Below are 21,027 nucleotides of genomic sequence, written 5' to 3' on the forward strand. Positions count from 1 at the left end.
TCCAGCCGGATGGCGCCCGATGCGGCTGAAGTTTCTTCCTTTGAGAAAATAGTTCCAGCCCGGAGGAACCGCCTGAAGCTGTGGGGAATTACAGTTGGTTTGGGAGGCTGTTTTGGTCGAGTTGATTGCGGAAAAAGCGAAGAGCGGAATTTGGGGCCTGGACGACATCCTGGCTGGCGGATTCACCCGGGAGCACATGTTTCTGATCGAGGGGGCGCCGGGTACCGGGAAAACCACGATCGCGCTCCAGTTCCTGATGGAGGGAGCGCGGGCCGGCGAAAAATGCCTCTACATCACGCTGTCCGAAACCGAGCGCGAATTGCGGCATGGCGCCGCTTCTCACGGCTGGAAGCTCGACGAGCGGATCGAAGTGTTTGAGTTATTGCCGCCGGAGAGCCTGCTCGATACCGAGCAACAGCAGAGCCTGCTCTATTCCTCCGACCTCGAACTGGGCGAGACCACCAAGCAGATTTTCGCGGCCGTCGATCGCGCGCAGCCGAGCCGGGTAGTGCTGGACAGCCTTTCCGAGATCAGGCTGCTGGCGCAGAGCTCGTTGCGGTACCGGCGGCAGATTTTGGCGATCAAGCACTATTTCTCGAATCTCGGCGCCACGGTGCTGCTGCTCGACGACATGTCGTCTGACCTCGCCGACAAAACCATCCACAGCGTGGCGCACGGCGTGCTGCAGCTGGAGGAGCTTGCGCCGGCATATGGCGCAGAGCGGCGCCGTGTGCGTGTCGTCAAATATCGTGGCATAAAATTTCGCGGCGGTTACCATGACGTCACCATCGCCACCGGCGGGCTGAACGTGTTTCCGCGGCTGGTGGCCTCGGAGCACCGGACGAGTTACGCCAGACACACGCTCTCGAGCGGCATCGCCGAACTGGACCAGCTCCTTGGCGGTGGCGTCGAGACTGGATCGAGCACACTGATCCTGGGGCCGGCGGGTACCGGCAAATCTCTCCTCGCCATCGTTTTTCTCGTTGCCGCGGTCGCGCGGGGCGAGAAGGCGGCCTTCTTCGTTTTCGATGAAGAATTGGGCCTCCTGTATGACCGCATGAAAGCTCTTGGCATCGACCTCGAAGCCATGCAGCGCAGCGGCAATCTCTTTATCGAGCAGGTCGATGCCGCCGAGCTGTCGCCCGGCGAATTCGCCCACCGCGTCCGCAAGCGGGTTGACGAGAACAACGTCAAGACCGTGTTGATCGACAGCCTCAATGGCTATCAGGCCGCGATGCCTGAGGAGAATTCGTTGATTCTGCACATGCACGAATTGCTGCAGTATCTCAATCGTCAGGGAGCCGCGACTTTCATGACGGTCGCGCAGCACGGATTGATCGGCGACATGAAGGCGCCGGTCGACGTGACGTATCTTGCGGATACCGTGATCCTGCTGCGCTATTTCGAGGCGATCGGTAGCGTGCACCGCGCGATGTCGATCATCAAGAAACGTACAGGCCCGCACGAAGCAACGATCCGCGAATATCGCATCGACAACCGCGGCCTTACCGTGGGTGGGCCACTCGTTGGATTCCAGGGGGTGCTGCGAGGCGTTCCGACCTATGTCGGCGAGGGTAAGCCCCTGCTGGAGGACGAACTGCCGTGATCGCCGGTCCGTCATCCGAGCGGGCCATCATACTCGCGCCGAAGGGCCGCGACGCATCGGTCGCCGCCGCCTTGATCCGCGAGGCGGGCTACCACGCGCAAGCCTGCGGCGATCTCGCCGCGCTGCTGAGTGAAATCGAGGGCGGCGCCGGTCTCGCCGTGATCGCCGACGAAGCGATCAAGACCGCGGATCTGCGTGGACTTGTGAACTGGCTCAACGATCAACCGCCATGGTCGGATTTTCCGATCGTGCTGCTGACACATCAGGGTGGAGGTCCCGAGCGCAATCCGGATGCTGCGCGGATCGGGGAGGCGCTTGGCAACGTCACATTCCTGGAGCGGCCCTTCCATCCGACCACGCTGGTGAGCATCGTCGGCTCCGCGATTCGCGGCAGGCGCCGTCAGTATGAGACCAGGGCCATCCTGGCCGATTTGACGGCAGGCGAAAATCTGCTGCAGACGGCGCTCAACGCCGGCCGTCTCGGCGCGCTGGAGCTGCATCTGCCGGACTGCGAGCTGGAAGCTTCCGACATCTGCATCGGCTTCTTCGGACGGAAGCCGGGCGAATCGTTTACCTACAAGGATTTACTGGAGGCGGTTCATCCCGACGACAGGGCACGACGCTTTGAGGTGCTCGATCAGGCCATTGCGACAGGCGGGGATTACAGCATCGAATACCGTAATGTCTGGCCCGACGGCTCGCAGCACTGGGTAGACGTGCGCGCCCGCGCGGTGCGCCGGCCGGATGGCAGCATCCGCTCGCTGGTCGGCGTTTGCTCCGACATCACCGCCCGCAAGACGGCCGAGATCGACCGAGAAAATTTGCTTGCCCAACTGGCGGCCGAGCGCACGGCGCTGGCGGAGTTGACTGCAACCCTCGAGCAGCGCGTGGAGGAGCGTTCGGCCGATCTGATGAAAGCGGTAATCGCCCGCGAGAAGGCACAGGAGCAACTGCGCCAGGCCCAGAAGATGGAGATTATCGGCCAGCTTACCGGCGGTGTCGCGCACGATTTCAACAATCTGCTGATGGCCGTGATGGGCAATCTCGATCTGCTGCGCAAGCGCCTGCCGGACGATCCCCGCCTGCAGCGGCTGGTCGAAGGCGCCATTCAGGGTGCCGAACGCGGCGCCTCGCTGACCCAGCGCTTGCTGGCCTTTGCCCGCCAGCAGGATTTGCGGGCGGTATCGGTCGATCTGCGCGCGCTGATGGAAGGCATGGTCGATCTGCTCGAACGCTCGCTCGGGCCTCGTGTGGAACTGCGGCTCGATATTCCCCAGGGCCTGCCACCGGCGCGGATCGACGCCAACCAGCTTGAGCTTGCGATCCTCAATCTCGCCATCAACGCGCGCGATGCGATGCCTGATGGTGGCAGGATCGACATCAGGGTGGCGGAATATCAGGTGAAGCGCGATGCGACGTTGGCTCCGGGCCGATATCTCAGGCTGTCGGCGGCGGATACCGGCAGCGGGATGTCATCGGAAATACTGAAGCGGGCGATCGAACCTTTCTTTTCGACAAAGCAGGTCGGGAAAGGTACCGGACTGGGATTGTCCATGGTGCATGGGCTTGCGGTCCAGCTTGGCGGTACACTGCAACTGACGAGCACCGTCGGGAAAGGAACCTGCGCGACGCTGGTTCTGCCGGTCGCGACCGTCGCGCCGGAAACGGAAAGTCCGGCACCTGCCGCGGAAAAGACCAAGCGCTCGGCGGTCATCCTGTTCGTCGACGACGACCCGCTGATCGCAATGTCGACCATAGAAATGCTGGAAGATCTGGGTCACCGGGTGATCGGCGCCAATTCCGGCAAGCATGCGCTCGACATTCTCAAAAGCGAACAGCCGATCGACCTGATGGTGACGGATCACATGATGCCGGGGATGACCGGACTGGAACTGGCCGCGGCGTCGCGCGAGGTGCGCCCGTCGCTGCCGGTCCTGCTGGCGACCGGCTATGCGGAATTGCCCGAGGGCACACAGCTCGACCTGCCGCGTCTGGCAAAGCCCTATCATCAGGACCAGTTGCGCGACCAGCTCGATCAATTGCTGTCGTAAGGCGCCGGCGTTATCCCACCATCCGGTCCCGGCCGGTCCAGAAGCCCGCCTTGAGCACCTTCTTGTCGACCTTGCCGACGCCGGTCATCGGCAACTCGGTGACGAACTTGATGTGCTTGGGCGCGTGCGCCGAACCCTTCTTCGTCTTGACGAGGTTGATCAGTTCATCCGCATTCGGCCGTGCGCCTTCGCGGGCGACGATTACGGCGGTGACGGCCTCGCCCCATTTGTCGTCGGGCACGCCGACCACGGCGACCATCGCGACGTCGGCATGCTGCGACAACACATCTTCGACCTCGCGCGGAAAAATGTTGAAGCCGCCGGAGACGATCATATCCTTCTTGCGGTCGAGGATGAACATGTAGCCGCGTTCGTCGACCCGCGCGATGTCGCCGGTATGCAGCCAGCCGTTTTTGAGCGTCTCCGCCGTGGTGTCCGGCCGCTTCCAGTATTCGGCCATCACGTGGCCGGCGCGAACGCAGATCTCGCCGGCCTCGCCGGTCGCGACTTCTTGGTCGTCATTGTCGAGAATCTTGACCTGACAGGCGGCGATCGGGAATCCGCAGGACAAAAACAGCTCCGGCGTCCTGGGGTCGTGGTCGGCCTTCCGCAGCACCGACACCGGATAGCATTCGGTCTGGCCGTAGAGTTGCGAGAACACCGCTCCGATCCGTTCGATGCCCTCGACCAGCCGGCTCGGCGACATCGCGGACGCGCCATACAGCAGGAGTTCGAGCGAGGAGAGGTCGGTCTTGTCGAGCGACGGATGATCGAGCATCACGTAGATCATCGTTGGCACGAAAAGCGTGAAATTGATCTTCTCGCGTTCGATGGTCTTGAACACGGCCTCGGGATCGAAACCCTTCAGCATGTGCACTGTGCCGCCGCGCATCAATGTCGGCAGCACTTTCGTCCCCGCGACATGGCTGATCGGCGCGACCGTCAGATAACGCGGGGTATCCGGAATTTCGAAATCAGCCAGGATCGCATTGGCAAAGCCGCTATACTCACGGTGATGGCGCAGCGCGCCCTTGGATTTGCCCGTCGTGCCACCGGTGTAGTTCAGCGTTGCGATGTCGCCTGGCCCGGCGAAATTGCGGGCCGTGGCGCTGCCGGCGACCTCGATCGCCTGCAAGAGATCAGCGCCGTAATCGGTCGGCCCGAGCGTGAAGACGGTTTTCAGGCCCGTGGCCCTGGCGGCGAGCTCGCCGCCGCGATCGCGGAATGTGACGCCGTCGACGACCAGCATCTGCGCTTCGGAATCCTCCAACTGGAACAGTTGATCGTCCAGCGATCCCAATGGATGCAGCCAGGTGATCGCCAGCTGCGCCAATTGCGCGGCGACGCCAGCGGACCAGGTGTCGGCGCGGTTGGCGGTGACAAAGGCGACGCGGGTGCCGGGCGCAAAACCCAGTTGCATGAACACGCTTTGCATGCGCCCGATCATGTCGGTCGCGCCGCGATAGGTGATCGATCCGCCCGGCCAACGAAATGCCGTCCGCTCGGGGTAGCGCGCCAGCGCCCGCAACGTCTGTTCGCATGCCGCCGGAAACGCATAGAGCGGATTGCTCATTGTTTTCTCCCGTTGTTTTGTAATTGGCCTTCGCTCGTGCCAATGTTGCCTGCACTATAGCGTTTTCGAGCGGAGTGGATACCGGTTCGCGTGAAGAAAACGCGTCAAACAGAGTCGCTAGCACAACAAGAAGTCCGCTCAAGCCGGGAAGAAATACTTTGCCAACAATCGACCCCCTCGCGCGCTTTCGCGACCGTCTCAGCCTGCCGCTGATCGCAGCACCGATGTTTCTCGTCTCCGGCACAGACCTGGTGGTAGCCGCGTGCTGTAACGGCGTGATCGGCTCGTTCCCGACGGTGAACTGCCGCAGTCCCGAACAACTGGACGAGTGGCTGACGGATATCGATGTCAGGTTGAAGGCGCACGCAGATGCGAGCGGCAAACCATCAGCGCCGGTGTGCGCCAACCTGATCGTGCATCGCTCCAACGCGCGGCTGGAGGAGGATCTGCAGGTGCTGCTGCGGCACCGGCCCGAGATGGTGATTACCTCCGTCGGATCGCCGGCGCCGGTGATCGGGCCGCTGCATGATGCCGGTGCGCTGGTGTTTGCCGATGTCGCCTCGATCCGCCATGCCGAGCGTGCGGTTGCCGCGGGCGCCGACGGGCTGGTGCTGCTGACGGCCGGCGCGGGCGGGCAGACCGGCTGGCTCAACCCGTTCGTGTTCGTGCGCGCGGTGCGCGCCTTCTTCGACGGGCCGCTGGTGCTGGCGGGCGGCATCACCGACGGCCACGCCCTTCGCGCGGCCGAGGCGCTCGGCTGCGATCTCGCCTATATGGGCACAAAATTCATCGCCACGCGCGAGAGCATGGCGGATGTCAGATACAAGGAGTTGCTGGTTGCCAGCACGGCCGACGATGTCCTGCTGACCACGGCGTTTACGGGCCTGCAGACCAACATGCTGCGGCGCTCGATCGAGGCGGCCGGCCTTGACCCGGATAATCTGCCGCAGCGTGGTGCGATCGATATCGGCAAGGATATCGACATCGGCGCCCGCGAGAGCCGACCAAAGCGCTGGAAGGACGTCTGGAGCGCGGGCCATTCCGTCTCGGGCGTGACGGAGGTGTTGACCGTCGATGAGATGGTCGCGCGCACGCTCGCGGAATATCAAGCGGCCGCCGCGCGTGTAAGACTCGGCTAGATCGTTACGTTCGCGCCTTTCATCTTGCCGCGGTTTGCGAAGTTCCCCGCGAGTAAGCGCTCTGGCATGGCAGCGATGCGGTAAATGCCAAGAGAAAACCGCCGCTGCGGCAAACTTCCGACACAAGGTGACGGCGAAAACGGGCAATCCGACATGACGCACGCGCGAAGGCGAGACCATTCCCGGTTTCGCCGTCGGGCGCATTTTATTCAGCGAGGCCTTCGTGTCGCTCAAGTTGCTCCCCTCGATCCTGCTCGCCTTTGTCCTGTATGCCTTCCCGGCTTTCGCGCAGCCCGGCGCTCCGCCGCCTGCGCCTGCCGCCGGCAACGCCGAGGTCCTTTCGCCCGATCAGGCGAAGCGGGCGCTCGAGACGCTCTCCGATGACAAGAAGCGCGCGCAGGTCATCGAGACGTTGCGCGCGATCGCCAATGCTTCGCCGCAACCGCAAGCCGTAGCGCCTGAGCCGAAATCCGCGATACCGCTCACGGCGGACAGTCTTGGCGCGCAGCTCCTGCTTTCGGTGTCCGAGCAGGTCGGCGAGATTTCGCGCGAGGTCGCCGACATGGCGCGGACGCTGACGCACTACCGGGCGTTCTATTACTGGTTCCTGCGGACCGCCAATGATCCGTCCGCCTATCAACAATTGCTCGATATCGCCTGGAAGCTGGCGCTGGTGTTCATCTGTGCGCTTGCTGCCGAGTGGCTGGTTTTCCGCCTGATCAAGCGACCAGTCGCGCTCCTCGAAGCGCGGCTTCCGCAAATCGCGCGTGCCCCGGTGCAGACGCTGGCCACGGCCGACCCGCCATCCTCCGCGGCGGAGGTCACTGCCGCGCCCGCGCTGCAGCGGCGGCGTCTCAGCCTGGCGCGCACCTGGCAGTCGCTGGTGCGGCTGCCCTTTGTGCTCGGACGTCTCGCGCTTGAATTGCTCCCGGTGCTTGTCTTCATCGGGATCGCCACCATGCTGCTGGGCACCGGGATCGGCGATCTCTCAACCACCCGGCTCGTGATCCTCGCCGTCGTCAACGCCTATGCGCTGTCGCGCGCGCTGATCTGCGTCGTCCGGGCGCTGGCCGGGCCGTTCGGGCTGTTTCGCGTTCGCGCCGAAACGGCAGCCTATATCGAGATATGGGCGCGGCGCATCGTCACCGTCGCCGTCGCGGGGATCGCCTTCGCCAATGTGGCGCTGCTGCTGGGCCTGCATCGCGCGGGCTACGCCGCGCTGCTGCGTCTGGTCATGCTGGTGGTGCATCTCTTTGTTGTCGTCGTCATCCTGCAGTGCCGCAGGCCCGTCGCCGACGCCATTCGCGCGCCGGCCGGCCGCGATGGCGCCGCGGCCAGGATACGCAACCGCGTCGCCGGCCTCTGGCATTATCTGGCGATCGCGCTCGACCTCGCATTGTGGGCGGTGTGGGCGCTGAACATCCGCAACGGCTATTCGCTGCTGCTGCAGTATTTCGTCGGCACCGTCGCGGTGGTGCTGATCATGCGTCTTGCCACCATCCTGGTGTTGAGCCTGATCGACCGCGGCTTTCGCATCAGCCCCGATCTGCTGCGCCGCTTCCCGGGGCTGGAGACCCGCGCCAACCGCTATCTGCCGCTGTTGCGCAACATCGTCTCGACGGTGATTGCCTTCATCGGCCTTGTTGCGCTGCTGGAGGTCTGGGGCGTCGACGCCGTCGTCTGGTTCTATGGCGGCCAGATCGGCAGCCGTTTGCTGTCGGCGGTGGTGACCGTCGGGATTGCCGCGCTGACGGCGGCGGCGATCTGGGAAATCAGCAATGCGCTGCTGGATCGCAAGATCAATGCGCTGTCGCGCGAGGGCCACTACGCGCGCGCGGCGCGGCTGCGCACGTTTCAGCCGATGCTGCGAACGGCGTTGTTGGGCGTGATCGTCACTGTCGTTGGCCTCACCGCGCTGAGCGAGATCGGCGTCAACGTCGCGCCACTGCTTGCCGGCGCCGGCATTGTCGGTATCGCCATCGGCTTCGGCTCGCAGAAGCTGGTGCAGGACCTCATCACCGGACTGTTCCTGCTGCTGGAGAACACCGTCCAAGTCGGCGACAACGTCACGCTGTCAGGCCTGTCGGGGACGGTGGAAAACGTATCGATCCGCACCCTTCGCCTTCGCTCCGCCGACGGCTCGGTGCACATCGTGCCGTTCAGCGCGGTAACGACGATCACCAATTCAAGCCGCGGAGCCGGCAACGCGGCCGTCAGTGTCAACGTGTCCTACAAGGAAGACACCGACCGCGCCGGCCAGATACTCAAGGACATCGTCGCCGAGATGCGGCGCGAGGTGGAATTCCAGCACCTGATCCGCGGCGATCTCGAATTGTGGGGCGTCGACAAGGTCGACGGCTCGATGGCCTCGATCGTCGGCCAGATTCGCTGCAGCGACGCCGGCCGCTGGCCGGTGCAGCGGGAATTCAACCGCCGCATGAAGCGGCGATTCCAGGAGTGCGGTGTCGAAATCGCGCCCACGGCTCAAACCATTCTCATGCAGGTTCCGGCGCCCGCGCCTGCCGAGGTGGCCGCGAATTCAACGCCGAGGCGCGCGGCCGGCTAGTTCGCGACGAAACGCCATTGGTATTTCTTAGCGCACGATCCGTCCCAGGATGCGCGCCGCCTGGTCGATCTCCTTGTCGTTCCAGGCGGCGAAGCCGAGAAACAGGCCTCGCTCTTCGGTCTTATGGTACAGCATTCTCGTTAGCGCCCGGCTGACGACACCCGCCTCGAGCAGCCGCGCCGATAGTTGCTGGTCGTTGGTTTGGGGACGGCATCTTGCCTCGTCACCCAGGTGCGCGAAGCCGAAGAGAAGCTGAAGGCCAGTTTTGCCCGCGAGGAGGAGCGCGCCCGCGCCGCGGCGCTGGCGCGGGAGCGCACGCGGCTGATGCGCGACCTGCATGACGGGCTCGGCGGCCAGCTCGTCAGCATCGTGGCCTTGAGCGAGCGCGGCAATGGCAGCGCGGGAATCGGCGATGCGGCGCGCGCGGCACTGAAGGATCTGCGCCTCGTCATCGATTCGATGGACGACATCGGCGGCGATCTGATGCTGGCGCTGGGATCATGGCGCGAACGCGCCATGGCGCAGCTGCGTCCGCATGACATCGCGCTGGACTGGCGCGCGGTCACGGCGCAGGGCCTGCCGGTGCATCCCGAACTGCGGCCGTGGCACGTGATTCAGATCGTGCGGCTGCTGGATGAGGCCGTGACCAATGCGGTCAAGCATGCCAATGCGAAGCGTATCACGGTGAGGATCGAGACGCTCGCCGGCGCCGATGGTCTCGACCGCGGCTGCATCACCGTCGAGGACGACGGCAAGGGTTTTGCGATCACGTCGGATGGCGCCGCGGCAGGCGCGATAAAAGCGGCGCGCGGCTTGCGCAACATGCGAAGCCGCGCTGCGCGTTGTGGCGCGGAGCTGGAATTGAGCTCCTGCGCCCAAGGGACTGATCAAGAGAGCCATCAAGGCACGCGCGTGAGACTGACATTGCCTCATCGCTTTCCCGACAGCGACGGCGCTGCCGGCTAGCTTTTACCCTGTCTGTTCGTTTTGACGCGTTTTCCTGACGCGAACCGGAATCCGCTCGAAAACGCCTTGGCTCAGCGACGGCCAACGCGATTGACCGGGCCACCACGGTTCAGCGGCGTGCCGGGACGAACACCGACGCCGCGGGCACCGACGCCGACGCGAACGACGCCGACACGGGCAACACCGACGGCCGGTGTAGCGACCACCGCTGCCGCCACCGGCGTAGGCCGCACCACGCAACCCTGCGGTACGCCGGCCGTCTTGCAGTAAACCACCGCGGCCTGCGCCGAACCCGCGCTGCCCAGCGCAAACGCCGCCACAGCGGAAAACGCCGCCAAGGTCAGACCCGCGCTCAGCCATCCTGTTTTCTTCAACATGTCATCTCTCCGATTTGGCGTGCAGCCTTGCGATGTACCGATCGGTCACCGCAGCCGACGTGAGACGTACATGGTGCAGAGGCGCGCGCGACAACATCCCATGAAGATGGCGTGACGGCGCCGCGCGACGGTTGCAGGCAATTTTCCGACGCCATGAACATGGCATGGACCAAAAGCGCAACCTCGACGAGCTTCCGCGCGCTTTCAACCCTCCTATACCCGTCGAAAGGTGATCCATGAAAAACTCAGTGAAAAAATCAATCCACGTGCCTGCCGCTGCGGCTGCTGGGCTGATGCTGTCGCTCGCCGCCGGCTCGCTGGCTTACGCGCAGTCCGGCCCCACGCCCCAGGAGCAGATGGCCTGCCGTTCGGATGCCGGAAAATTCTGCGCCGAACATGTCGGCAAGCCGCCGCAGATGAATGCCTGCCTGCGCGCGAACAAGGCGAAGCTGTCGGATGGCTGCCGCAAGGTGGTGGAATCGCGCGGCGGGTAACTGAGGACAGGAACAACGGGTACCGCTTCTTGTCCGCGATCACGTTCAAACGAACGCTGGAGCGGGATGACCAATCAGAGAAGGTCATCACGCTTCAGGAGCGGATCGTCAAAGGGTCGATCAATTATCCTGATCGAACAGCCTGATCCGCGGCATTTCGGGTCTCGCCCGCTCGGCGAACAGGTCTCTCGGCTCGGCTTCTTCCCGGATTCTGATCCGCCGCGGTTCGGTCACTTCGCGCACGCTGCCTTCAACCGCCTCCAGCTCCTGCTCGCGCGTCTGCTGGAAGCGGCGCTTGTCGGCCCAACGCTGGCGTCGCTCGGCGCGCCGCTTTTCAGCGTCCGCGCGTTTGATGTCGGCATCGCGGGCCCTGGCGAAGACGTCGCGCGGCGCGGCGGTCTTTTCATCGGCCTGTTCGGTGAATTTTGCAGGTTGCGGCAGCGGCTGTATGGGCTGCGCTACCGCTACATTATTGGCGGTCTTCTCTTCGGCGCGGGCGTTATTGGCCGATGGCGCTGCCGCCTCTGTTTGCTGCTGCGGCTGCGGTGTCTGCTGCTGTGGCTGCGTTTGCTCCTGTGCCGGCGCCGCAGCGGGATTCGTCGCAGCCACATGTGGCACCGGCTCCGCTGGTGCCGTCGCGACGGTTATCGGTTCCGCCGACATCCTGCGTTCCAGCTTGGAGACCGCCTGCGTAGGCGGGTTGGTAACGTTCGCGGCGAGATAGCCACCGCCAAGACCAGCGCCGACCGCCACGATCACGGTTCCCACGCCTGCAAAATAAGCCGTCGATATCCGCATAATTCGGCTCCATCATCCACGCGGGCAACGCGTGGCATGGGCCGATGTTCCGGCACGACACTGTGAGGAAATTGGAACCGGCGGCGCTGCAATTGCAGCGCTCGCCGCTCAGATCATCGCGGCGACTTTTTCCAGGCCGATGATGCGGGCGAGCGAGCGGACTTCGCTCTTCTGGTCTTCACGCAGCTGGAACAGAAGCGGCATCGCCGCCGACTTCAACTGCTGGACTTCTGCGGATTCGGGATCGATCGGCACGCCCGGAGCATTCGGGTTGGCCTGCCGTCCCGCATGAATCTTGCGAGCGACGGCGCGCAGCGCGGTCTCCACCGGCGGCCAATAGGATTCTTGGGAGGCGGACAGTTTCAAGCGGTCCTTGATTCCGGCGATCTGGCCGTCGCTCAGGAGCGCGTAGTTCTTCTGCGGCTGCGGCTTGGCAGCGGCCTTGGGTTTCGGTGGCGCGACGGGCGACGATACGGCGGGGGCAGTCGACGCATCAGGCGCAACTTCCCTCGGCAGCCCGATGTCGGCGGGGGCGGTCGAGGCATAGGCCTGGCGCAACGGCTCGCTCAGCGCCACGGTGGTCTGCGGCGGCTCATAGGCGGCCAGCGCGTAGCTCACGACGGCCAGCCGGTCCTTCTTGTTTGCCTTGTTCGAAACCGGCGCCTGGACGGCAGCGGGCGTCTGGACAGACGCAACAGAAGCAGAGGCCAGCTGAGGCAGCGCCGCGGGTATGCTGTCGCGACCGAGAATGGCGGTGGCGGCGGCGCCGACCACGAGAAAGCAGATCAGCGCGACGATCGTCATGGTTTTGGTCAAAAAGGTCTCCATTGCCGCCGACGTTTGGCCCTTTTGCCGAAAACTTGTACGACAATTGAGGCGTTACGATGCCCGATCGGAGCCGTAACGCGATCAAAAAGCTGGGGAAATCGTCCCGAAACAACCCGGAATCAGGCCAGCGCGGCCAATTCGTAGGCCTCCTGAATGTCGGCAACGATATCGGACGCCTCCCACAGGGCATCGGGCTCGATCGCCTGCAGCGTGACGGTCCAGTTGTTCTTGCGGTTGCGGGGCATGCTGACGACGTCAAATTCGATGCCGCGGCACAGCGGATGGCGGTCGAGCGCAAACATCACCCGCCGCCTGATCTCCTCGAGGGTCGCTTGGGTTTTGCCAAAATACCGGTCCATATCCATTTTTGCGCCCCCTCGATTTGCCGTCCGTCCGGCCGTGGCGGCGGACCTTCCCCTGGGGCTATTGTTGCGGCTGATATGGTTAACGGCGCGTTAAGACTCGCAATGGCACGGGCCGGAATATTGAACTAACGGCGGAGCGGAACAGCCCGGCATGGCTGAAGCGATACCCCAGTCGGAAACGGCCGCGACCGGGCCGTCGGTTCGCGCCGCGCTGGCGGCGGCCGTTGCGATTTCAGCTTTCACGCTGTCGATCGCGACATTCGAACTGTCGATGGCGGACTGGCCGTCCGGCTTCGTCTTGCTCGGGGTCGTGCCGCTGGTGGCGCTCCTGTTCTTCGGCTGCATCGTTTGGTCGGCGACGCTACTCCTGAAGATCCGTTCGGGCGGCGCGAAATTCGCCCTTCCTTTCCTGATCTGCGCGCTGACGCTCGCAGTTCTCGCCTACGCACCGCTGCACCAGATCGCTCTCCAGCAGAATTTCCGCTGGCACCGGGAAGACCGCGAACGGATCGTGGCGCGGGTCGAAGCCGGCGAACTGAAGCCGAACGTGTCCTACAACAGGAACCTGATCGCGCTCGGCGACCGCGAGCCCAACGTTTCCGCAGGCGGCAACGACATCGTCGTCGATGAAACCGATGAAGGCACCTACGTGCTGTTTCTCACCTCACGCGGCCTGAAGCACTATTTCACCGGCTTCCTGCGCGTGCCGCCGGGCGGCGATCCCAAAAAATTCTTCGAGTTCGAGGACAAGCCACCGAGCCAACTCGTCCGCTACGACAAGGACTGGTATTTCGTTGCGAATTAGGCTGATGGCTTGACGCGTTTTCTTTACGCGAACCGGCATCCACCCTCGGATCAAGTCCGAGAGCATGCTTCGCTCGAAAAACGCTATGGCCCTCTCAAACCAGCTCCATGCGCAGATGGCGCCCAACTGCCTGCGCGGCGCGCGCCAGCGTCCCAAGCGTTACCGACTCGTTTTCGGGATCGAGCAAACGATTGAGCTGAGCGCGGCTTGTCTTCATGCGGATGGCGAGCTGGGTCTTGGAAATTTCCTCACGCCGCATCAGTTCGTCGAGCTGCCGCACCAGCACACGCTTGATCGCCCGTGCAGTTACGCCCTCGTAGGTTCCATCCTCCTTCAGAAAATCATCGAAAGAGGATCCAATTCTGCCCTTCTTGCCATGCGCCTTTTTCATGCGATCTCCTTCTTTCGCTTGATCGCCAATTCCAGATCACCTGCAGGTGTCTTCTGCGTCTTCTTGATAAAGGCGTGCAGCAATATCATTCTGCCTTCATGTTCACAGAACAGCACGCGGGCGATACGCCCTTGCGTCAATGTGCTGCGAACCTCCCACAAGCCACGACCCAGGGGTCGGCAGAGCGGCATACCAATCGGCCATGCGAACTCGACATCCTTGATGTCCTCGCCGACGATCTTGCGATCATCGGCCGACAACGCCTTCAGCCATTCCCGAACCGGCTCACGACCGGAGGAAAGGGCGTAGAAGAAAGCGGGCAGCTGTTTCATCGGCCACAAGCTTGTACCAATTATGGTACGTTTCGGCAAGAGGAATCTGCCCCACTTATCGCTTCGCCTGGGCCACGCGCTGCGGCCATCCACCTGCGACGGTGCCGAGCGCGATGCCGCCGATGATCAACGTCATCGCCAGAAACAGCGACGGTTCGAGCGGTTCGTTCAGCATCACGGTGGCGCTGATGATCCCGAGCAGCGGCGTCGCCAGCAGGCACAGCGAGGTAGTGACGGCGGGCAGGCTCCGGTTCACCATCGTCATCGCCCAGTTGGCGAACGCCGTGCAGACAATTCCGCTATAGAGCATCAGGGCGGCGAGGCGCGCGGTCCACACGATGTGCAGCGCACCTTCCGTGATCCAGGCGATGGCCGAGAGCAGCGTGGCTGCTAGCAATACCTGCCAGAATACGAGTTGGAAGGGCGTCGAAATCCATTTGTGCGCCCGGACATAGACGATGTTGGCGGCCCAGCAGAATGCTGCGAGCAGAATCAGGCCGCTGCCGAACAGCGCGTCACGGTCACCCCAGTTCAGCGTCTGCGGATTGAAAATGACCGCGAGGCCCGCAAGGCCGCAGCCAATCCCGATCGCGCGCCGGCGCGTGATGTGCTCCGACAGGAACATGGCGGCGCCGATCGCGACCCACAGCGGCGTCGTATAGCCGAGCACGATCGCCCTGCCCGCTGGCACGAACTGCAAGCCGGCGGCGACCAGCGCCGAAAACGCCACCAGATGCAGGATCGAGGTGCAGAACACGACCGGCAGGTCGCCGCGCTTCGGGACGATGAATTGCCCCTGCGCCCACAACATCGGCGCCAGCGTCGCGGCGGCGATCATGCAGCGCAGCGCCGTGGCCCATAATGGCGGCACATCCTGCACGATCATCTTTGTCACCGGCCAGTTGGTCCCCCATGCGAGCACGACGCCGGCGAGCAGCACCGCCGCGCTGCGGGTTGAAAGTCCACTGGCCATGCCGAATGCGTCCCATCCTGATGCGTTTCCACATTGCCTAGCCCCTGAACTGGCCCTAATGAAAGGACCAGTCTCGGTGATTTATTGGATCCAGTTATGGATGACCTGCTGCCCGGCATGCTGCATCTGGTGCGCGACGGCGGAGAGACGCTGACGCGCCAGCTCACTGATCAGTTGCGAGGCCTGATCACCAAGGGCCGCCTCGCACCCGGCCAACGCCTGCCGTCGAGCCGTGAGCTTGCGCAATCGCTCGGCCTGTCGCGGAACACCGCCTCGTTTGCGATCGAGCAATTGGCCGCGGAAGGCTATGTCACCCTTTCCGCCGGCCGCCGTCCGGTCGTGGCCGAAGGCCTGTCGCTCGATAGCCGCAAGAGCTCACCGCGAAGCAGTCGCGGCGGAGGCGCGCAAATACGCGTGTCGGCCTGGGCGAGCAGCCTTCAACGGTCGATCTGGCCGCCGATTCATAAGGAGCGGCCCCGGCCGTTTCAGCCGGGGCTAGCGGATGAGCGCGAGTTTCCGCACGATGAGTGGAGCCGTTGCCTGCGGCGCGCCGCGCGGAACGCTCCGCTACGCCGCGATCGCCCCATCAACCATCCGCCGCTGCAGGAAGCCTTGCTCAGGCATCTCGTGGTTCATCGCGGAATCAAGGCCGTGGCCAACCAGATCCTGTTCGTGCCCACGGCGCAAGCCGGCTTGACTTTGGTCGCCAATGCGCTGCTCGAACCGGGTGATCACGCCTGGGTCGAAAGCCCGGGCTACGGCGGCGCCAACGTCGCATTTCAGGCCGCCGGCGCCATCGTCTCCGGCATCCCGCTCGACTCGCAAGGCATGGCCATTTCTTCGCACAAGGAAACGCCCCGGCTGATCTTCGTCACCCCGTCGCACCAGTATCCGACCGGGCGGCTGATGCCGATCGGCCGCCGTCTCGAACTTCTTCGTTTTGCCGAGACCGCAGGCGCCTGCATCATCGAGGACGACTATGACGGCGAATTCCATTATGAGGCACGCCCGGTGGCCGCGCTGCAGGGGCTCGCACCGTCACCGCGCGTATTCTATCTCGGCACCTTCTCGAAAGCGACCTACGCGGACATTCGCATTGGCTATGTCGTCGTGCCGGAGGCTCTGATCGACATCTTTGAACTCGCGCAACGGCAGATGGGAATACTGACCTCGATCACGATTCAGGATGCGCTCGCCGAATTCATCGGTGCGGGCGCCTATCTCGGTCACATCAGAAGGATGACGCGTCTCTACAGGGGCCGACGTGATCGCATGCTGCAGGCCCTTGCCACCGAGACCGGCAACCGACTCGCGGTCGAAACTCCGGCCGGAGGCATGCAATTGCGGCCGGCAAAGCCGTCGACCTGGTTCAGCGCGCGGGCGAATCGCCAGGTCAACCCGGCGCCGATCGCCACCAGCATTACCGAATAGGACAGCCGCGCGGTGAAGATGCGGTTCGGCGTCATCTGGAACACCGAAAGCAGGTCGGCGATCCAGCAGGTCAGCATGATCGTGACCGCGCAGCCGAGCAATAAGCTGGCAACGTTCGGCCGTTTCAGCGCCGAACGGGCGGTGACAACGGCCATAATGACCAGCGAGATGCCAACCATTGGCACCGCAAGAACGAGGAACAGCGTGCGGGACAGCGCCTGGTTGCCGAACAGGCCGCCGAGCGCCAGCGCGATGCCTGGTATGAAAAAGATCCAGCCATAGCGCTGCCATTTCCACCCCGAGAACAGTAGCGCGAATGTCAGCACCAGCGCGCTTTCCAGCGGTGCGGAGGAAATCAGAACCACGTTGAGCCGTGAGAACGGCGTCTCGCCCATCGGCGTTTGCAGAAAGGCCTGCGCGACGCCGACCGCCATCGCCGCCGCCAGAACCCCGTAGGCCGGCTCGTGGCGGCGCATCACCCACATGATGCCGAGAATGACCGCGAGGATTGCCTGCCACGACGAGAACACCACCGGCAGGGTGACGAAGACCAACGTTCTCAGATCATAGGTTGGGCGCAGCAATTCGTCCGGACCGACCCAGACGCGATCGAGGAAGCCGGTGATCGGGCCCCAGATGAACAACCGGATTGCAATCGCGTTGTCGCCGTCGCGCAGCACCGACGCCGGGATCACCGCGATCGCCGGCGTGTTGCGGTCGGGGCGGTTGGCGGCGGGATCGCGCCGGCTGTCGAGGATCACGACATCGTTGACGGTGACCTCGACGCCGTTGGTGAAGCGCGGCAGGAACACCGACCAGGCCCGCACGGCTTCGCCGGCCGGGCGAACGAATTGTCCCGTGAAGCGGGGCGGATCGTTCATCGCATTCCGCAACGGCGAGAAATACGGCAGTGTCACCGCGCGCTCGACCCCGGTCTCGGTGAGATTGAACGCCGTGACCTGATATTCGGCGGGAGGTCCGGGAAGCGACTGCAAAAGCGCCAGCACGCAGGCGCCGGCGATCACCGCCTGCAGCAGGAGATACTGGAAGAGGCGCGACGTCTGCAGCCGCCGGCGCTCGCGGCCAGGCAGTTGTTCCGCCGTCGCGTCCTCGTCGTGGTCGTTCACAACTTTATCAAGCCTTGCTGGACCGCCTCGAACACCGCCTCACCGCGGGTATGAACCTCGAGCTTGCGATAGATGTTCTTGATATGCCCGGGCACGGTCTGGCGCGACAGGCCGAGATGGCTGGCGATCTCGGCGTAGCTGAAACCCTTGGCGATGCCCCAGAGGATGTCGATCTCGCGCGGCGTCAGTTTTGCGGTGTTGAGCGCAGGGCCGGGCGGCGGCTCGGGCGTGTTCTGGGTCCGCCGCACGATGAAGCGCGCGATCGAGGCCGAGATCGGCGAGTGCCCGGCGACGAGGTCGCGCACGGTGGCGGCGATATCGATCGGGAAGGCGTCCTTGAGCAGATAGCCCGTGGCGCCGACGGTAATCGCCGAGATCACGCTTTCCTCGTCGCCGAGGATCGAGATCACCATGATCTCGGTGTCGGGAAAGCACCGACGTGTTTCGCGGATCAGGTCGACGCCATGGCCGTCGGGCAGTTGAAGGTCGGTCAGCAGCACTTTTGGCGCGCCCTGCGCGAGACAGGCGCGGGCTTCAGCGAGCGTGCCGGCGGCCCTGACCTGATATCCGGCCTTGGTCAGCGCGTCCTGCAGCCGCCAAAGCGTCGGCGCGTCGTCCTCGACCAGCACGACCGTGATGGCCTCCGCCTTCGGCTCATCGTTCAATGAATTCATTTGAAAAACTCCGGCCGCTGTCCCTGCGGCCTTTGGCCAAGTGTAACGCCGCGGCGGCTTTTTGCGACACCCATGTTCATGGGGCGGGGTTTTTACGAGATTCGGAGGAGACGCGTCTGGCGAAAAGGGCTTATACGATTGCCTCTCAACGAGGCCCCTTCAGATGCCGAAAGCCCCCAAAAACGCTCCGCCGAACCCGCACGCTTCCGAAGCTGGTCTTGCCGTCACGCCCAGCGACGTCACAGCCGCGGCGGCTGCGATCCGCGGTTCCGTCATCGTCACCGAATGCGGCCAGAGCCGGACGCTGAGCGAGATCTGCGGCTGCAATCTCTGGCTCAAATTCGAGAATCTGCAATTCACCTCGACTTTCAAAGAGCGCGGCGCACTCAATCGGCTGCTGGCGCTATCGCCTGACGAACGACAGCGCGGCGTGATCGCGATGTCGGCCGGCAATCACGCGCAGGGCGTGGCCTATCACGCCAACCGGCTTGGTATTCCCGCCACGATCGTGATGCCGGTCGGCACGCCGATGGTGAAGATCGAGAACACCAGACGCCACGGCGCCGAGATCATCATTTCCGGTACGCTGGAGGAGTGCGGCGAGTTCGCGATCGCGCATGGGAAGGTGAAGAACCTCACCATGATCCACCCCTACGACGATCCCTTGATCATCGCAGGGCAGGGCACCATCGCGCTCGAAATGCTCGCTTCCGTGCCGCAGCTCGATACGCTGGTGGTTCCGATCGGCGGCGGCGGGCTGATTTCCGGCATCGCGGTCGCGGCCAAATCGCTGAAGCCGGAGTTGCGGATCGTCGGCGTGCAGGCGCAGCTCTATCCCTCGATGTACAACGCCATCAAGGGCGAGCACCTGCCGATGCGCGGCGATACGCTGGCCGAAGGCATCGCCGTCAAGGCGCCGGGCCGGATCACCACCGAAATCATCCATCACCTCGTCGACGACATCGTTCTCGTCACGGAGGATCAGATCGAGCGCGCGGTGGCGATGCTGATCGCGATCGAAAAGACCGTGGTCGAGGGCGCCGGCGCGGCGGGCCTTGCCGCGGTGCTGGCAGCGCCGGAACGTTTTGCCGCGCGCAATGTCGGCCTCGTGCTGACCGGCGGCAACATCGATACGCGGCTGATCGCCTCGGTGCTGACGCGCGAACTCGCGCGCGAGGGGCGGCTGACGCAGATCGCCATCGACATCGTCGACCGGCCGGGGCAACTGGCGGCGGTCTCGGCGCTATTGGCCGAAGTCGGCGCCAACATCATCGAAGTCTCGCACCAGCGCACCTTCTCCGACCTGCCTGCCAAGGGCACCTTGCTCGAAGTCGTCATCGAAACGAGAGACCGCGCGCATCTGGAGGACGTGATGAAACGGCTCGGCGAAGCCGGCTTGGTCGCGTGGCTGCCGGGGCGGCGATAACGTAGCGTTTTCAAGCGATGCAGATACCGGTTCGCGTAACGGAAACTTGGCGTCAAGGCGACGTGCTGGGCGCAAACCCGTGCAAATCACGGCGACCGGTGAACGCCTGCTGCTGAGCTGCTCCTTTGGTATCGATCGGCATACTCAGAATACCTTTCGCTACTCGACGTTCGGAGATTTGTTCGGCACCGACTCGATGATGAACGGAGCGCGGTATTGGATTCCCTCGTCGTGCAGCGCTGGCCCCGATCTCGTTTCCCGGGTCAGAATGAATCCACCGCTTTGCCGGATTTGAGCCGCATTGTGACCCAGTTCGCGGCCAAAGGTCGTGCGGGCGGGGGCGCAACACCGGGGTTTTCATGTCCGGTCATTTGCGATTTTGCTTCGGCGCTATTGTCCTTCTCGCGGCTCTCCCGACTTCGCCTGCGTCTTCGAATCCTTTTGCTGACTTCTTCAACGCCGCTCCCCCGAAAGCCACTGCGCCCGCTGCCGCGGAAGAGGAGTGCTTGCCGCGGCCCGGCAAGTCGACGACGGCCGGCCAGCGCTGGGTCTATCGTTTGGAAGGCCACCGCAAATGCTGGTTCCAGGCCGCTGAGGGGATCGCGACCGTGAAGAAGCAGGTTCGTCATAGCGCCGCGAAGCCTCGTGTCGCCGTTCCTGAGGAGAACGAGGCCGCGCCGCGCAAGCGGAAGGCGGACGTGGATGCGCGTGCGGAGCTGCTGCGTTCCGCAACGGCGGAAACGTCTCAGCCGATGCCGCTCGCACCCGAGTTCAAGGTGGTTGATGCCGCTTCCGTCCTGGCTACGGGGACCGCTGCCTCCGCGCCACCGGCCGTCGTCGAAAAGCTTACGCCCGACGATCCCATGCCGAGCCAGGTCGACGTGGAGACGCTTCTGGCGGCCGCACCGGCCCCCAGCGACGCGGTTGCCGCCTCCGTGCTTCCGGCGCCGGTCGCCTTTCCTGTCGCCGAGGCCGCCGATGACGGGCAGGGCTGGATGGCAACCTTGCTTGGCATGCTGCTGATGGCGCTGGGGCTCGTCTCCGTCTTAGGCTCGAGCCCGACCCTTCGGGAGGCCGTGCTGTTGCGCGATTGATGCAAGGACCG

At 64.0% G+C, this 21,027-nt stretch carries 18 protein-coding genes and 1 pseudogene; 10 read left to right on the forward strand and 9 right to left on the reverse strand.

Annotation, left to right across the window (positions count from 1 at the left end; all coding sequences use genetic code 11):
* Positions 1-112 precede the first annotated feature (112 nt).
* A complete protein-coding gene (locus V1283_RS41700; protein ID WP_334392394.1) occupies positions 113-1,606 on the forward strand; it encodes an ATPase domain-containing protein in 1,494 nt (497 codons plus the stop codon).
* On the forward strand, positions 1,603-3,657 hold the full coding sequence (locus V1283_RS41705; RefSeq protein ID WP_334392395.1) for an ATP-binding protein: 2,055 nt from the start codon (positions 1,603-1,605) through the stop codon (positions 3,655-3,657). Before V1283_RS41700 ends, V1283_RS41705 begins: the two co-directional genes overlap by 4 nt.
* A 10-nt stretch (positions 3,658-3,667) precedes the next feature.
* Here the strand turns inward: V1283_RS41705 and V1283_RS41710 are convergent, their stop codons facing one another.
* Positions 3,668-5,230 carry an AMP-binding protein gene (locus V1283_RS41710; RefSeq protein ID WP_334392396.1) on the reverse strand — a complete coding sequence of 521 codons (1,563 nt, stop codon included), beginning with the start codon at positions 5,228-5,230 and terminating at the stop codon, positions 3,668-3,670.
* Positions 5,231-5,388: 158 nt separating this feature from the next.
* Here V1283_RS41710 and V1283_RS41715 point away from each other — a divergent pair, with 158 nt between their 5' ends.
* The 3 genes and pseudogenes from V1283_RS41715 to V1283_RS41725 all read left to right on the forward strand — a co-directional run.
* Entirely contained in the window at positions 5,389-6,369 is a 981-nt protein-coding gene (locus V1283_RS41715) for an NAD(P)H-dependent flavin oxidoreductase (protein ID WP_334392398.1), read from the forward strand.
* 223 nt (positions 6,370-6,592) lie between these two features.
* Positions 6,593-8,935, forward strand: coding sequence for a mechanosensitive ion channel domain-containing protein (locus V1283_RS41720; RefSeq protein WP_334392399.1), 2,343 nt, complete (start codon positions 6,593-6,595; stop codon positions 8,933-8,935).
* A 210-nt stretch (positions 8,936-9,145) separates the two neighbouring features.
* A pseudogene (locus V1283_RS41725) lies at positions 9,146-9,901 on the forward strand (sensor histidine kinase); the annotation flags it as partial.
* 71 nt (positions 9,902-9,972) lie between these two features.
* Here V1283_RS41725 and V1283_RS41730 read toward each other — a convergent pair.
* Positions 9,973-10,278, reverse strand: coding sequence for a hypothetical protein (locus tag V1283_RS41730; protein ID WP_334392400.1), 306 nt, complete (start codon positions 10,276-10,278; stop codon positions 9,973-9,975).
* Positions 10,279-10,526: 248 nt separating this feature from the next.
* On the opposite strand from V1283_RS41730, the gene V1283_RS41735 reads away from it, so the two are divergent.
* Positions 10,527-10,772 (forward strand): cysteine rich repeat-containing protein, encoded by a 246-nt coding sequence (locus V1283_RS41735; RefSeq protein ID WP_334392402.1) that lies wholly within the window; start codon positions 10,527-10,529, stop codon positions 10,770-10,772.
* A 120-nt stretch (positions 10,773-10,892) separates the two neighbouring features.
* On the opposite strand, the gene V1283_RS41740 is transcribed toward V1283_RS41735, so the two are convergent.
* The 3 genes from V1283_RS41740 to V1283_RS41750 all read right to left on the reverse strand — a co-directional run bounded on the left by V1283_RS41740 (position 10,893) and on the right by V1283_RS41750 (position 12,763).
* Positions 10,893-11,570, reverse strand: a complete 678-nt coding sequence (locus tag V1283_RS41740) for a hypothetical protein (RefSeq protein ID WP_334392403.1) — start codon at positions 11,568-11,570, stop codon at positions 10,893-10,895.
* A gap of 108 nt (positions 11,571-11,678) precedes the next feature.
* On the reverse strand, positions 11,679-12,386 hold the full coding sequence (locus V1283_RS41745; RefSeq protein WP_334392404.1) for a hypothetical protein: 708 nt from the start codon (positions 12,384-12,386) through the stop codon (positions 11,679-11,681).
* Positions 12,387-12,517: 131 nt separating this feature from the next.
* Positions 12,518-12,763, reverse strand: coding sequence for a hypothetical protein (locus V1283_RS41750; protein ID WP_334392406.1), 246 nt, complete (start codon positions 12,761-12,763; stop codon positions 12,518-12,520).
* A 151-nt stretch (positions 12,764-12,914) separates the two neighbouring features.
* Between V1283_RS41750 and V1283_RS41755 the strand changes: the two genes are divergently transcribed.
* Positions 12,915-13,568 carry a hypothetical protein gene (locus V1283_RS41755; RefSeq protein ID WP_334392407.1) on the forward strand — a complete coding sequence of 218 codons (654 nt, stop codon included), beginning with the start codon at positions 12,915-12,917 and terminating at the stop codon, positions 13,566-13,568.
* Positions 13,569-13,662: 94 nt separating this feature from the next.
* On the opposite strand, the gene V1283_RS41760 is transcribed toward V1283_RS41755, so the two are convergent.
* Genes V1283_RS41760 through V1283_RS41770 form a run of 3 tightly spaced genes read right to left on the reverse strand, consistent with a single transcriptional unit; the run spans position 13,663 to position 15,264 of the window.
* Positions 13,663-13,959 carry a helix-turn-helix domain-containing protein gene (locus tag V1283_RS41760; RefSeq protein ID WP_334392408.1) on the reverse strand — a complete coding sequence of 99 codons (297 nt, stop codon included), beginning with the start codon at positions 13,957-13,959 and terminating at the stop codon, positions 13,663-13,665.
* Entirely contained in the window at positions 13,956-14,291 is a 336-nt protein-coding gene (locus V1283_RS41765; protein ID WP_334392410.1) for a type II toxin-antitoxin system RelE/ParE family toxin, read from the reverse strand. The genes V1283_RS41760 and V1283_RS41765 overlap by 4 nt, the downstream gene beginning before the upstream one ends.
* Before the next feature lie 55 nt (positions 14,292-14,346).
* Positions 14,347-15,264: a DMT family transporter gene (locus tag V1283_RS41770; protein WP_334392411.1), complete on the reverse strand. Its 918-nt coding sequence runs from the start codon at positions 15,262-15,264 to the stop codon at positions 14,347-14,349.
* 96 nt (positions 15,265-15,360) lie between these two features.
* On the opposite strand from V1283_RS41770, the gene pdxR reads away from it, so the two are divergent.
* Complete coding sequence (gene pdxR / locus V1283_RS41775) at positions 15,361-16,695, forward strand: MocR-like pyridoxine biosynthesis transcription factor PdxR (protein WP_334392412.1); 1,335 nt, start codon at positions 15,361-15,363, stop codon at positions 16,693-16,695.
* A gap of 1,123 nt (positions 16,696-17,818) precedes the next feature.
* Here the strand turns inward: pdxR and V1283_RS41780 are convergent.
* Positions 17,819-18,496, reverse strand: a complete 678-nt coding sequence (locus V1283_RS41780; RefSeq protein WP_334392413.1) for a response regulator transcription factor — start codon at positions 18,494-18,496, stop codon at positions 17,819-17,821.
* A gap of 163 nt (positions 18,497-18,659) precedes the next feature.
* Here V1283_RS41780 and V1283_RS41785 point away from each other — a divergent pair, with 163 nt between their 5' ends.
* Together V1283_RS41785 and V1283_RS41790 are read left to right on the forward strand one after the other, a co-directional pair.
* A complete protein-coding gene (locus V1283_RS41785) occupies positions 18,660-19,922 on the forward strand; it encodes a threonine ammonia-lyase (protein ID WP_334392415.1) in 1,263 nt (420 codons plus the stop codon).
* A 506-nt stretch (positions 19,923-20,428) separates the two neighbouring features.
* Entirely contained in the window at positions 20,429-21,016 is a 588-nt protein-coding gene (locus tag V1283_RS41790) for a hypothetical protein (RefSeq protein WP_334392416.1), read from the forward strand.
* Positions 21,017-21,027 lie beyond the last annotated feature (11 nt).

The sequence above is a fragment of the Bradyrhizobium sp. AZCC 2262 genome (genome assembly GCF_036924535.1).
Taxonomy (GTDB): Bacteria; Pseudomonadota; Alphaproteobacteria; order Rhizobiales; family Xanthobacteraceae; genus Bradyrhizobium.

Coding starts and splice junctions, on each gene's coding strand:
- V1283_RS41710 (WP_334392396.1), bottom strand. CDS start 5,230: ATGAGCAATCCGCTCTATGCGTTTCCGGCGGCATGCGAACAGACGTTG.
- V1283_RS41730 (WP_334392400.1), bottom strand. CDS start 10,278: ATGTTGAAGAAAACAGGATGGCTGAGCGCGGGTCTGACCTTGGCGGCG.
- V1283_RS41740 (WP_334392403.1), bottom strand. CDS start 11,570: ATGCGGATATCGACGGCTTATTTTGCAGGCGTGGGAACCGTGATCGTG.
- V1283_RS41750 (WP_334392406.1), bottom strand. CDS start 12,763: ATGGATATGGACCGGTATTTTGGCAAAACCCAAGCGACCCTCGAGGAG.
- V1283_RS41755 (WP_334392407.1), top strand. CDS start 12,915: ATGGCTGAAGCGATACCCCAGTCGGAAACGGCCGCGACCGGGCCGTCG.
- V1283_RS41760 (WP_334392408.1), bottom strand. CDS start 13,959: ATGAAAAAGGCGCATGGCAAGAAGGGCAGAATTGGATCCTCTTTCGAT.
- V1283_RS41765 (WP_334392410.1), bottom strand. CDS start 14,291: ATGAAACAGCTGCCCGCTTTCTTCTACGCCCTTTCCTCCGGTCGTGAG.
- V1283_RS41770 (WP_334392411.1), bottom strand. CDS start 15,264: ATGGCCAGTGGACTTTCAACCCGCAGCGCGGCGGTGCTGCTCGCCGGC.
- pdxR (WP_334392412.1), top strand. CDS start 15,361: ATGGATGACCTGCTGCCCGGCATGCTGCATCTGGTGCGCGACGGCGGA.
- V1283_RS41780 (WP_334392413.1), bottom strand. CDS start 18,496: ATGAATTCATTGAACGATGAGCCGAAGGCGGAGGCCATCACGGTCGTG.
- V1283_RS41785 (WP_334392415.1), top strand. CDS start 18,660: ATGCCGAAAGCCCCCAAAAACGCTCCGCCGAACCCGCACGCTTCCGAA.